This is a genomic window from Nostoc sp. C052 (assembly GCF_013393905.1).
In the GTDB taxonomy this organism is placed as follows: domain Bacteria; phylum Cyanobacteriota; class Cyanobacteriia; order Cyanobacteriales; family Nostocaceae; genus Nostoc.
Map to the genome: position 1 here is coordinate 6,623,642 of NZ_CP040272.1, position 12,554 is coordinate 6,636,195.

The 12,554-nt window shown below is 45.4% G+C and carries 9 protein-coding genes; 5 read left to right on the top strand and 4 right to left on the bottom strand.

The window, feature by feature from the left end; all coding sequences use genetic code 11:
- The first annotated feature begins 41 nt into the window (after positions 1 to 41).
- The 3 genes from gyrA to FD723_RS27285 all read left to right on the top strand — a co-directional run bounded on the left by gyrA (position 42) and on the right by FD723_RS27285 (position 5,448).
- Positions 42 to 2,645: a DNA topoisomerase (ATP-hydrolyzing) subunit A gene (gene gyrA, locus FD723_RS27275; protein ID WP_179068157.1), complete on the top strand. Its 2,604-nt coding sequence runs from the start codon at positions 42 to 44 to the stop codon at positions 2,643 to 2,645.
- Entirely contained in the window at positions 2,626 to 4,278 is a 1,653-nt protein-coding gene (lnt, locus tag FD723_RS27280; RefSeq protein WP_179068158.1) for an apolipoprotein N-acyltransferase, read from the top strand. Before gyrA ends, lnt begins: the two co-directional genes overlap by 20 nt.
- Before the next feature lie 792 nt (positions 4,279 to 5,070).
- Entirely contained in the window at positions 5,071 to 5,448 is a 378-nt protein-coding gene (locus FD723_RS27285; protein WP_179068159.1) for a hypothetical protein, read from the top strand.
- 128 nt (positions 5,449 to 5,576) lie between these two features.
- Here the strand turns inward: FD723_RS27285 and FD723_RS27290 are convergent, their stop codons facing one another.
- The 3 genes from FD723_RS27290 to gap form a co-directional block, all read right to left on the bottom strand.
- On the bottom strand, positions 5,577 to 6,581 hold the full coding sequence (locus FD723_RS27290) for a transaldolase (RefSeq protein ID WP_179068160.1): 1,005 nt from the start codon (positions 6,579 to 6,581) through the stop codon (positions 5,577 to 5,579).
- A 240-nt stretch (positions 6,582 to 6,821) separates the two neighbouring features.
- The gene (gene pyk, locus FD723_RS27295) at positions 6,822 to 8,252 is read right to left on the bottom strand and encodes a pyruvate kinase (RefSeq protein WP_179068161.1); all 1,431 of its coding nucleotides are present in this window, start codon (positions 8,250 to 8,252) and stop codon (positions 6,822 to 6,824) included.
- Positions 8,253 to 8,501: 249 nt separating this feature from the next.
- The gene (gene gap / locus FD723_RS27300) at positions 8,502 to 9,545 is read right to left on the bottom strand and encodes a type I glyceraldehyde-3-phosphate dehydrogenase (protein ID WP_179068162.1); all 1,044 of its coding nucleotides are present in this window, start codon (positions 9,543 to 9,545) and stop codon (positions 8,502 to 8,504) included.
- 212 nt (positions 9,546 to 9,757) lie between these two features.
- Between gap and FD723_RS27305 the strand changes: the two genes are divergently transcribed.
- Positions 9,758 to 9,925 (top strand): hypothetical protein, encoded by a 168-nt coding sequence (locus tag FD723_RS27305; RefSeq protein ID WP_179068163.1) that lies wholly within the window; start codon positions 9,758 to 9,760, stop codon positions 9,923 to 9,925.
- 24 nt (positions 9,926 to 9,949) lie between these two features.
- On the opposite strand, the gene FD723_RS27310 is transcribed toward FD723_RS27305, so the two are convergent.
- Positions 9,950 to 11,788, bottom strand: coding sequence for a VWA domain-containing protein (locus FD723_RS27310; RefSeq protein WP_179068164.1), 1,839 nt, complete (start codon positions 11,786 to 11,788; stop codon positions 9,950 to 9,952).
- Positions 11,789 to 12,163: 375 nt separating this feature from the next.
- Between FD723_RS27310 and FD723_RS27315 the strand changes: the two genes are divergently transcribed.
- Entirely contained in the window at positions 12,164 to 12,523 is a 360-nt protein-coding gene (locus FD723_RS27315) for a Rieske (2Fe-2S) protein (RefSeq protein ID WP_179068165.1), read from the top strand.
- Positions 12,524 to 12,554 lie beyond the last annotated feature (31 nt).

Sequence of the window (12,554 nt, forward strand, 5' to 3'; positions counted from 1 at the left end):
TAAAAAAGCTAAAATCTACGATTTTTGGAGATTTTTAGGTTATGACAACCTCACAGGAGAGGATTATCCCGACGGACTTGCGAAACGAAATGTCGCAGTCTTATCTGGAATACGCCATGAGCGTGATAGTGGGTCGGGCGCTGCCAGATGCCAGGGATGGTCTAAAACCTGTGCATCGTCGCATTCTCTACGCAATGCACGAGCTAGGTCTGCTCCACGATCGCCCCTTTAAGAAATGCGCCCGTGTGGTAGGGGAAGTATTAGGTAAATATCATCCCCACGGCGACACGGCAGTATATGATGCCTTGGTGCGGATGGCACAGGATTTTTCTATGCGATCGCCCCTAGTTAACGGGCATGGTAACTTTGGTTCTGTAGATAACGATCCGCCAGCCGCCATGCGGTACACAGAATGCCGCTTGCAAGCTTTAACTAGTGCTGGTCTACTCCACGACATCGAATTAGAAACTGTAGACTTTGCCGATAACTTCGACGGTTCCCAACAAGAACCGACAGTTTTACCAGCACGGATTCCCCAGTTATTGCTCAACGGTTCCTCTGGGATTGCCGTGGGTATGGCCACCAACATTCCCCCCCACAACTTGGGCGAATTGATTGATGCCTTGGTAGCTGTAATCCACAATCCAGAAATCACCGATCTCGAATTAATGCAGTATGTCCACGGCCCAGATTTTCCAACTGGGGCGCAGATTTTGGGGACATCTGCCATTCGTGAAGCTTACACCACTGGGCGTGGTTCTATTACCATGCGTGGTGTCGCTAACATTGAAACCGTTGAACAACGGGGACGCCCAGATAGAGAAGCAATTATCATTACCGAATTGCCCTATCAAACCAATAAAGCGGCGCTGATTGAAAAAATCGCCGAAATGGTGAACGAAAAGCGGCTAGAGGGCATCGCAGATATAAGGGATGAAAGCGATCGCGATGGGATGCGAATTGTCATCGAACTCAAGCGTGATGCTTATCCCCGCGTCGTTCTGAACAACCTCTACAAGCAAACGCCACTGCAAGCCAACTTCGGCGCAAATATGCTGGCGTTGGTGAATAGCGAACCTCAAGTACTTACCCTTAAGCAGTTTTTAACCGTCTTTTTGGATTTCCGCATCGAATCCATTGCTAGACGCACCCGTTACGAACTGCGAAAAGCCGAGGAACGCGACCATCTCCTGCAAGGGTTATTAATTGCCCTGGCTCAGTTAGATCCAATTATTGTCTTGATTCGTCATGCGCCCGATGCGCCCACAGCTAAAGGTGAATTAATCACAAATTACGGACTTTCAGAAGTGCAAGCAGATGCGATTTTGCAAATGCAATTGCGGCGCTTGACTGCCTTAGAAGCAGACAAAATCCGTCTGGAACACGATGAATTGCAAGCGAAGATTACCGACTTGCAGGATATTTTGGCCCGGCGCGAGAGAGTGCTAGAAATCATTGAAACTGAAGTTGGGCAACTCAAAACTAGCTTTGCCACACCCCGGCGCACGGTGATTTTACCAGGGGAAGGCGAATTAGACGATCGCGACCTCATTGCCAATGAAAAAGCGATCATTTTGGTGACAGAGCAAGGCTACATCAAACGGATGCCAGTGAACACCTTTGAGGCCCAAAGCCGTGCTACCAGAGGTAAAGCCGCAGCCAAGGTCAAAGATGATGATACCATTGAGCATTTCTTAACTTGCTGCGATCACGACAGTATTTTATTCTTTAGTGAGCGTGGTGTCGTTTACTGCTTAAGAGCTTATCAAATTCCAGCGAGTTCGCGTACCAGTCGCGGGACACCAATCGTCCAAATGCTACCGATTCCCAAAGAGGAAAAAATTACCTCAATTGTACCGGTTGACGAGTTTAGCAACGAAGAATACTTGGTCATGCTTACCAAGGGTGGCAATATCAAGAAAACCGAATTGGCAGCCTTTAGTCATATTCGCGCCAATGGTTTGATTGCCATTTCCTTAGAAGAAGGCGACCAATTGCGCTGGGTGCGGCGTGCGAGAGTCGAGGATAGTGTAATCATTGGTTCTCGTAATGGAATGGCGATTAACTTCCGGTGCAACCACGAACAATTGCGTCCTTTAAGTAGAGCGACTCGTGGGGTAAAAGCCATGAAACTCAAAAATAAAGATGAACTGGTGGGTATGGATATTCTGCCCGCAGCAATTCTTGAAACTTTGGATGTTACAGAAGCCGAAACTGAAGATATCGAAACAATCGAAACAGAAGATATCGAAATTACCGAAACTAATGAAGAGTCCGCAGAAGTGCCTAGCAGTGGCGTTGTTGGGCCTTGGGTGTTGGTAATTACAATGGGAGGATATGGTAAGCGCGTACCAGTTGCCCAGTTCCGACTACAAAATCGTGCTGGTCAGGGTTTAATGGCAACCAAGTTCAAAAACCGCAAAACCAAAGATAAGTTGGCAACCCTACGCATTGTCAACAATGATGATGATGAAATCATGATGGTGACAAATCGCGGTATTATCATCCGGCAAGCGGTGAATGCGATTTCTATCCAATCGCGATCGGCTACTGGGGTAAGAGTGCAACGTTTAGATGAAGATGACGCCATTACCGGAGTGGCAATAGTTCCACCTGATGCTGGCGATGCAGAAGAAGCAGAGTAAAAAGCAGGGAGAGAGGTTAACCACCTTACTCCCTTATTTAATTGCATTCGCTAGCGGCATTTTAATGGGGCTAACCGTAGCCCCAGTAGGTGCATGGTTCTTGGCTTGGATTGCCATAGTTCCCTTATGGGTGCTAGTTGTCACTTCAGCCAAAGGTAAAAACCAATTCCCCCCGGCTTTCCTCTGGGGTATTGGTTTTCACGGTGTCGCCCTATTCTGGATTACGGGAATTCATCCCATGACTTGGTTGGGCGTTCCCTGGTTGCCAAGTTTGTTAATCACCCTTTTTTGTTGGGGATTTATCAGCCTCTTGGGTGGGGTATTCGTTGCAATTTGGGCGGCTGTTATGGTTCGCCTAAACGGGCAAAAACCGTTGCTACGTATACTTATTGGTACAGCCGTATGGTGCGGCTTAGAGAGTCTTTGGAGTGCTGGCCCTCTGTGGTGGAGTTCACTTGCTTACACGCAGAGTCCGCATAATCTCGTAATTGTACATCTGGGTCAACTCTCTGGGCCTAATACTGTAACAGCTGCGATCGTTGCTGTTAATGGGTTAATTGCTGAAGGATGGATGAACCGCCTTTCCTTCGGAACGCTTCGCGAACGCGAAGCGTCTCGTAGAGAAGACGCCAAGGACGCCAAGATTTTCTCTGCGTCCTCTGCGCCTTGGTGGTTCGTTAATAAATACTGGGTTAGCGCCACAGGGCTATTAATTACTTTACACATCATCGGTTTTATCTTATATAGCCGTCCCATAGCTCAACCCCCAGAAGCAGCGTTGAAAGTGGGGATTGTTCAGGGTAATATTCCAAATCGACTTTTACGAAGTTCCGAAGGGTTTCGTCGCGCCCAAGAAAATTACACCAATGGGTATCTAACTTTAGCAAATCAAGGTGTAGATGCAGTTCTCACCCCAGAAGGAGCCTTACCTATTTTCCAGCGTGACTTACTGGGAACTGCTTTAGTCGCAGCAGTGAAAGAAAAAGGCGTAGTTGCTTGGATTGGGGCTTTTGGCGAACGGGGAGATAGTTATACAATTAGCTTGTTTACTTTCAATAGTAAGGGTGAAATTGTCAGCCGCTATGATAAAGCCAAACTAGTACCTCTGGGAGAATATATTCCCTTTGAAGGAATTTTAGGTGGACTAGTTCAGCGCTTGTCGCCTTTGGATGCACATCAAGTTGCTGGTTCAGCAAATCAGCTATTTGACACTCCTTTTGGTAGGGCGATCGCTAGTATATGTTACGAATCTGCTTTTCCTGAACAATTTCGCCGTCAAGCGGCGGCGGGTGGGCAATTTATCCTCAGTTCTTCTAATGATGCCCATTACACTGCATCGATGCCATTTCAGCATCATGCACAGGATATCATGCGGGCTATTGAAAGCGATCGCTGGTCAGCACGGGCAACTAATACCGGATATTCAGCTTTTGTAGATCCTCATGGTAGAACCTTGTGGATGTCTGGATATAATACCTACGAAACTCATGCTGAAACAATTTATCGGCGACAAACACAGACTTTATATGTGCGTTGGGGTGATTGGTTAACACCATTGTTATTTATCTCCTCTGGAGGAGCTTGGCTAGTAATTCGCGGTATAAATAAATTTAGTAATTTTGGAAAACCTTAGTGTATTGAGTCTTTGGTGTGATTTTGTCCAGACTTGAACAAATAGATGAAAACTGCTGTAATTTTACCCTTGCCAGTAACTCAAAAGTTGAGCAAGGTAGAAGTACGGAATTTCCTTTGGAAAGCTAAATTCTGGACATTTATAGCCGCTCATTTCAACTATTTTTGAGGCTTTTTCCAAATGAATAAATTGCTGATCGGAATTGGTATGTTTTTAGGAACTACTATTGGCAGTTATATCCCGATATTATGGGGTGGAAGTTTGCTATCGATTACCTCGATCCTATGGAGTGTTATCGGGGGAATTGTAGGTATTTGGATCGCATATCGTGTCTCGAAATATTTAGGGTTTATTTGATTCGTTTTGGTAGGAGCTAAAAACCTGGTAACAGCTTATTATTTACAGTTTCTACTAAGAATATTTATTAGTTATGGTTTACATACACTTTTGATACATATTATGGGTGGAGAGAAGTCCGATCTAAGACTTTATTAAATAACAATAGAGTATCTTAATCCTTGCTGGATAAGGATTTTTATCCAATTTCACAATCAAATAAATGTAGTCTCTTCACTTAATAAAGTATCTACTATAAATGTAGAAAAAATTACATTTTGCGAGATATTGAATATCTATATACACAATTTAAAAAAACTTGCAACTATTCATAAGGGTGAAATTCTATATTAGAATCTCATACCAAATTCAGTTTAAAAAAAGCGTGTAAGTGATAACTTTCAGAATTGAAAGTGTTTTAATAAAGTTATTACCGAAGTTTAGAGAAGCAAAAACATGAAAGGTTTCAGGAAGCTATCCTCAATAGCAATGTTGCTATTTGCCTTTGTGTCTCCGCCCTCATTAGCTGAAGCAAAAGATATTTCTCAAAGTAATGCTCTGAATGAACAGAGCGTTGCACCAGATGCTAACCTGGTTGGAAATAAAACCGGAGAGTTTTTGATTGCTCAACGGCGAGAAGGACGATACCAAAGAATCCGACGACGGCAAATAATTCAACGCCGACAACCCTTTGGAGGACGGCAGATAATCCGACGAAGGCAGCCCTTAGGAAGATATCAGATGATTCGACGACGCCAGGAGTTCAGACAACGGCAAATAATCCAACGTCGGCAGCCCTTTGGCGGACGGCAGATAATCCGACGACGGTATTAATGGCTTGTGACACAACTAAGTTAATGGTTAGAGACTTCCAAGAAATAAATTATCCATAAAATAACCGTGCGTTACGGCTAAAGCCGTAACGCACGCTATTGCTTAGATGTTGTTTTAATTGGAAGTCCCTAATGACTTGCGACTACCTCTCCTTCAAGGCGAACCAGTCTGTCTGCCAAAAGTTTCTCAAGGTCTTCTAGTGCCTTGGTGAAACCTTTGATGCCCTCATCTAGTTTGTCGGTTGCCATGCGGTCAGCAGCGTGCAATTTGTCATAAGTAGCTTTATCAATGGATATCTTTTCGATTTCCAAGTTTGCTACCTTAGCAGGGTCAAGCTTACGTGGTAGTTCTCCAACAGTTGCTTGCAATTCAGACAAAAGCGATGGAGAAATTGTCAGCAAGTCACTACCTGCAAGTTCAGTAATTTCACCAATGTTACGGAAGCTTGCTCCCATAACTTCGGTTTTATAGCCAAATTTCTTGTAGTAGTTGTAGATTTTGGTGACAGACAAAACTCCTGGATCTTCGGCTGCTGGGTAGCTATCGCGTCCGGTATCTTTTTTGTACCAGTCAAGAATCCGGCCAACGAAGGGAGAAATTAAAGTAACGCCAGCTTCGGCACAGGCGATCGCTTGGTGAAGACCAAACAACAAGGTAAGGTTACAGTGAATACCTTCTTTTTCAAGAATTTCCGCAGCGCGAATGCCTTCCCAGGTAGTGGCAATTTTAATCAAAACGCGATCGCGGCCAATTCCAGCAGCTTTATATTGGGCAATTAATTCCCGTGCCTTTGTCAGTGTAGCTTCGGTATCGTAAGACAAGCGAGCATCGACTTCTGTAGACACGCGACCGGGAATAATTTGTAAAATCTTTAATCCAAAGGCAACTGCCAAACGGTCAAAAGCTAGAGAAACGATCTGTGCTTGGGTGGCTCCGGCTCCAGCATCTTTCTTTGCCTGAAGTAAAGTTTGATCGACAATTCCCTGGTATTCCGGCATCTGCGCCGCAGCAGTAATCAGAGAAGGATTGGTGGTGGCGTCTTGGGGTTTGAATTTTTCAATTGCCTGGATATCCCCCGTATCTGCAACCACAACAGTCACTTCTCGCAATTGTTCCAGTAAATTCTTAGACATAAAATACTCCGTGATGTTTGTTTAGGATTTACTTAATTCCCCAGGTCTTTAGTGAGTGCTGAGTGAAGAGTGCTGAGTTAGGAGTTAGAAGTGCTGAGTTAGGAGTTAGGAGTTAGGAGTTATTATTCTCCTTTCCAGTGCCCAGTCCCCAATCCCTAATCCCCAGTCCCTTCAATTCTGTTTTGGAATCATTGCCCAAGTTTGCTTACTATTGAGAGCCACAGCCTTATTCTAAGTGCCTTATGCCGAAATTGGCTGTCCAATGGAATGCACTTTGATTAAACTAGTTGTTCCTGATTTACCAATTGGAACGCCAGAGGTAATTACCACTTTATCGCCCTTATTTGCTAAACCCATATCTACAACTGTGTTCACGACATTAGTAAACATCTCTTCGGCATTGTGGACTGGTGGGATGAGCAAAGGTTCTACACCCCAAGAAAGGGCTAGTTGGCGATAAGCGGTGATGTCAGGGGTTAAAGCAATAATTGGAGAAGTTGGGCGGTATTTAGACACCATTCTTGCTGTACTCCCTGAAGAAGTGTTACAGAGAATTGCCCGTGAGCCTGTTTCATAAGCGATGCGACACACCGATTCTGCCACAGATTCGGTGACGCTGAGACTGCCTGCCTCATGACACCAGGAATGTCTGCTACCTTCATCTAGAGCCTGTTCTGTCCGCACTGCAATATTGTGCATCATCTGGACAGCGGCGACAGGATATTGTCCTACAGCTGTTTCACCAGAAAGCATTACTGCATCCGTACCATCGAGGATAGAGTTGGCAACATCCGTTGCCTCGGCGCGGGTAGGGTCGGGGGAACTAATCATTGACTCTAGCATTTGCGTGGCTGTAATCACCGGTTTGCCAGCATGATTACAACGGCGAGTTATATCTTTTTGAATCAGGGGGACTTCATGAATGGGCATTTCTACGCCTAAATCGCCACGGGCAATCATGATGCCGTCGGCGACCTTTAAAATGGAGTCAAACTCCTCTACGGCCTCTGCTCTTTCGATTTTGGCAATTAAGCGAATCGAAGCGCCAGCGGCTTCAATCATTCGTCTGGCGGGTTCTAAATCTTGTGGCGATCGCACGAAGGACACCGCTACCCAGTCTACACCCAACTGAATGCCAAAGCGGAGATCCAGCAAGTCTTTTTCGGTGATAGAACTGACAGGTAAAGGAGTTTGGGGAAGGTTTACACCTTTGTGAGTGGAAATTAAACCGCCAATTTTTACTTGTGCCCGAATGCGATCGGCATCGCGAGCAGTAACAATTAACTTGACGCGACCATCATTAATTAAAATTGGTTCGCCTGGTCGCATCATTGCGAACAAAGTCGGCAATGGTAGAGGTATTTCGTCAATACTCTCACCCTTTTCTTGCAAAACAAAAGTGACTTCAGTACCAGATTCCAGATTTAACCCTTCCGGTGGTAAAGTTCCCAAGCGAATTTTGGGGCCACACAAGTCTTGCATAATTGCGATCGGCCTTTGTCGCTCAGTGCTAATTTGTCTGAGATAGTGAGCCGTTTGGGCGTGGAATTCATAAGCTCCGTGGGAAAAATTTAGCCGCGCCACATTCATTCCAGCTTCTACTAAGGCTTGCAGCTTTTCAGGTGCAGATGTAGCCGGCCCAACAGTACAAATGATTTTGGTTCGACGCATAGGGATTGGGGGTTGAGGAGTAACCTGCAAATTTGGATGCCTTGAGCGTAGGCGTAGCCCGTCGTAGACATCGCCCAAAACATCCAAATTTACACGTGCTTCATATCACTGGTTTGCTAAATCAAAATACTAGATTACGTTTTGTTTTCGGAGTATTTACCATTTGACCCAAATCCCAAAAGTCCCTAGTCAAAAGTCAGTAGTCAAAAGCTAATGACTAATGACCAATGACTAATGACCAATGACTAATCAAACCACAGCCGCGATCGGGGCGAGTTTTTCCTTCTGTGACATAGACAACATCAGGTCAATTACGCGATTTGAGTAACCCCACTCGTTGTCATACCAGGCAATTACCTTGAAGAAGTTAGAATTTAACTCAATTCCAGCACCCGCGTCGAAGATACTAGAATGAGTATCGCCTTGAAAATCTGTGGAAACTACTTCTTCATCCGTGTAGCCCAAAATACCTGACAGTGAACCTGCGGCAGCCTCCTTCATGGCAGCACAGATTTCCTTATAGCTGGTAGCTTTGGCAGTTTTAAAAGTTAAATCAACTACAGAGACATCAGGAGTCGGAACTCGTAATGCCATACCAGTTAACCTGCCCTTTAATTCTGGTAAAACCAGTGCTACGGCTTTAGCTGCACCTGTGGAGGAGGGAATAATATTTTGAGATGCACCTCGACCACCCCGCCAGTCTTTTTTGCTGGGGCCGTCTACAGTTGGCTGAGTGGCAGTCATAGCATGAACTGTGGTCATCAACCCTTCAGTCAACCCAAAGTTGTCATTAATGACCTTAGCAATGGGAGCTAGACAGTTTGTAGTGCAGCTAGCATTGGAGACAATGATATCCTTGCCAGGGTCAAATAGGTGATGATTGACACCCATTAACAGGGTAGCAACTCGATCTGGATCTTTGGTGGGAGCGGAAATTATCACTCGCTTCGCACCTGCTTTCAGGTGGTTTGCAGCTCCTTCGTAGTCGGTGAAGAGTCCCGTAGATTCCACCACATAATCTGCACCTAATTTGTCCCAAGGTAACTCTGCGGGATTCCTAACTGACACACAAGGAATGAAATGTCCGTCAATAAGGATGCCGTCTTCCTTGGCTTCAATCTTGTGCTTTAGTTTACCGTGGGTTGAGTCGTACTTTAATAGATAAGCGAGGTTATCTGGTGGTACTAGGTCGTTAATGCCTACAAACTCAATATTGGGATTATCGATGCCAGCGCGAAGCACAAGTCGCCCGATTCGACCGAAGCCATTGATACCAACTTTTAATTTAGTCAAGATTAAACCTCCCGTTGTGGAAAGTTGAACAAAAGGAGAAAGTTAAAAGTCAAAATAGATTGCCTTTTACTCTTTACTCTTTGATCCTGACAGTCTCAGTCAGCTAAGGCATATTTACTTGGCATCTTTTAAGGATTGAGCATGGGGGGAATGGCACTAAGTTAAGATATAGCCCTTGCCCTAACTGGAACAAGCCTCTAGGCTGAGAAACCATGTGTAAGATACAGCCCTTACCCCAACTGGTTCCCAGCCTCCAGGCTGGGAACCCATTCTTGGAGGCTCCGCCTCCTTTTTCTGGACAAGAGGCAGAGCCTCTCGGAACTCGTTCCCAGCCTCCAGGCTGGGAACGAGGATACAATAAGTCTTTGGGCTTTTCTTAGTGCCATTCCCCTCTGCTCCTCAATTCAAGCGGGTTGGACAAATCGCTTAATTTCACCACAGGCAATATAAGACTTCCCATCCGGTGCGGTTTTGACTTCATCAACGACGTAAAGCATTCCTTCCTCACGAACCGATCGCGGAAAACGCATGTTCCAATCCGGTTCATATCCGTCGGAAACTACTCTCGCACGTAACTTACTGCCATCTTTAACACACTGAACTAAAATGCTGTCCCCGACACTATCAGTTGTGGGAAGATCGGCAGCACTGGCGGGGCCTTTAGAAGCTTTACCTGTGTTAGTGAAATTCGATTGTCTAGGGGCAACGAAAATATCTGTTTCACCGGGTTGAGCAAAACGGGTGATATTACCACGTACACGGTAGAAAGTGGCATCGCTTGAAAGTTCCAATCCTTCAACAACATAGCGTGCCCCCTCGGCACGAATGGCCCGGGGAAATTGGACGTTCTTGGTGGAATCGTAGCCTGCGGATACGACTTTCACCCGCAGTTTACCCCCTTCACGAACACAGTGCAATTCAACACCTGAACCAACTTCATTGACAATCGGCATTGCATACACTTCATCGCCAGCAGTGACACCGCGACCTACCAAATCGCTGCGATTGCGCGTCATCGTTTGGTAAGTCTGATCGCGCATCTCTTTGCGTCCGGCATTGCCTAGAGCTTTTTGGGCGATTCGACCTGCGAAATACTCAAGCTGATCGATCTCTTCAGCTATTTCAAAATTCTCGTTCAACCCTTTATCTCGCAAATCTTTCACAAGGGCACGGAGGGTTTCTTCCGCTTCCTGATGCTTGCCATGTTCAGCGAGACTAAGGGCAGTCTCTTTGGCTTTAGCAATGGTGAGGCGACTCAGTTCAAGAATGATCTGGCTGGTAGAGGCAAAAGCGGCTTCCTCAACGGTGCCAATTTTGGCGATGACATCTGCTGTACCTGAGATATTTTGAATAACATCATCTTGCACAACATCGGCGCTGTAATGCAGTTTCATCACAGGTAAATCACCAACTTGAGCGCTGGCGATCGCTAAACTTAAACCAAGGAGTTTATCTTCGCCTTCGTACAGTTCTCCCAAGGTGAGGACAGCTTGACCAGCATCATTTTGGCTGACTTTAGCAAGACTTAAGGTATCAACCAGACTGACACCATCAGCCAATTCCAATGTCACCTTGAGGTTCTGTCCTACTACTGCTCTGAGACTGTCTAACTCAATACTAAACACTTCGGTTGCTTCATCGATGCTCTGAATGAAGTAGAAGTTGCCTGTAGCAGCCCTTGCCATCCCAATCAACAGGTCTTCATTGAAACCCTGAGCAAAACCTAAGGTAGTTGTGATAATACCTTCCTCAGCTTTTTGTCCCGATGTCGCCGTCAGTATTTTGGGGTCTTGAATGCCCATATTCGCGTGACCATCGGTCAGCAACAGAACCCGATTGATTTTTTGCGGATCGAGTTGCGCTTTTACGTGTTCACAGCCTTTGAGCCATCCCCCCGATAAATTGGTAATACCGCCTGCTCTCACCTTTTGGATAGAATTTTTGAGTGCAGCTTTGTTAGTTACAGCCTGGGGTGGCACAACGCTGTCCACTTCATCGTCGTAAACAACTACTGAGAGAATGTCATAAGGCTCAAGTTGATCTACTACAGACTCCGCAGCTTTTAGGGCGTGATGCAAGGGTGCGCCTGCCATAGAGCCGGAACGGTCAATTACAAGAGAAAGGTTAAGGTTACGTCGGGGAGATTCAGCTATGTCAACACGAAAACGTAGCAGAATATTAGTCTTTAATGAAGATCCTGCGGGGAGGATAGACTGGTCAAATTCGTAACTTGTCTTAATCATTTTTTATATCCCTTTAAATTGTCTTTTAGAACCCACAAGCCTTATAATGCGCGGACAGTCAGTGCTTTATTTAGTTTACCCAGAAATAAGTTTGTTCAGTGTAAAAATAGAATTTGATGTAAGATTTTATAGTTTTTGGATCTCAACAACAATCGCTCTTTCGGCAAAAGTTGGCGATCTGTTGACTTTATTTTTGAATTTTGTTAGCGAGTCTGCGTACCCCTGCGGGGAAGCAAGCTACGCGCAGCGTCTCGTAGAGAGCGTCATTTTGAATTTTGAATTGTTAACCTTCTCCACTCTCTGGTCCTGAAAGGCGATCGCATTGGTAACAATTGCGGGAAACTGAAAGCAGATATGTTAGGAGAGGAGAACCTAATGAGTTGGACTAAAGTTCTGGCAGTCGAAGCGCTTTCCCCAGGTGCGCGGGAAGTGGTGAAAGTTGGCAACCGGAAAATTCTGCTTTTGAATCACGAAAATCAGCTTTATGCTGTAGATAATACCTGTCCTCACTTAAAATTACCCCTGAAAAGTGGGAAAATAACCGAAAGTGGGGCAATTGTTTGTTCTTTCCATCACAGTGCTTTTGATCTGCGGACTGGTGAGGTCAAAGATTGGTGTTCTTGGCCTCCTGGTGTAGGTAAGGTACTCTCGTTAGTTTCACAACCAAAGACATTACCAGTGTTTCCCATTCGTGTGGAAGAAGGTAGTATCTGGGTTGATGTGCAAGAGGAATAGCACCCTCTCCCTGAATTTGCTGAAACAATTC